This window comes from Pseudomonas imperatae, from assembly GCF_057128625.1.
In genome coordinates this window covers 1-508 of the sequence record NZ_JBSKHP010000096.1, presented here as the reverse complement: position 1 = coordinate 508, position 508 = coordinate 1, and the positions used below count along the sequence as shown (strand labels likewise).

Here is a 508-nt window from a genome sequence, read left to right as displayed (position 1 = left end):
ATTTGAAAATAGGTGATAAAAGTGAGCCTTGCTTAATGACGTGTTACTTGGATTACAGTAAAATTGGTAAGCTAGAAGTATTACAAGGCACATTTATTTCTATCAATATAAAAGATAAAGGCGATTGTGGTAGCGGCACCGTGTATTTAGAAAAAGTGCCTACTTCCGATTTTAAGAAAGAGGATTTTTTAGATAAGAAAAAAGAAGTACCCAAGAAAGACACGGTAAAGAAAGACGCCAAACCGGCCATTATAATACCGCCTGTAAAAAAAGTAGCACCCCCGCAAACGGCATCTGCTACTCCTACCCCTGTAAAGCCAAAGCCGAAGTTGGTTGCCCCCTCAAAACAAAAACAGCAACAGCCAACAACTGTCGATAATTCAGTGCAACCTGTACCATCACCTCACAAAGAAGAGAAAACAGAACAAACGCAGAAGCCCACATCTCCGGAAGTTTTAACAACCGAAAAAAAGAAAGTTCCTACTCCACGTGTATTACGTGAGCGACA

General features: G+C 40.4%; 1 pseudogene. It reads left to right on the top strand.

Annotated features, from left to right (window positions below):
• Window positions 1-47: 47 nt before the first annotated feature.
• Window positions 48-508, top strand: a pseudogene (locus tag ACWKWX_RS32785) (hypothetical protein); the annotation flags it as partial.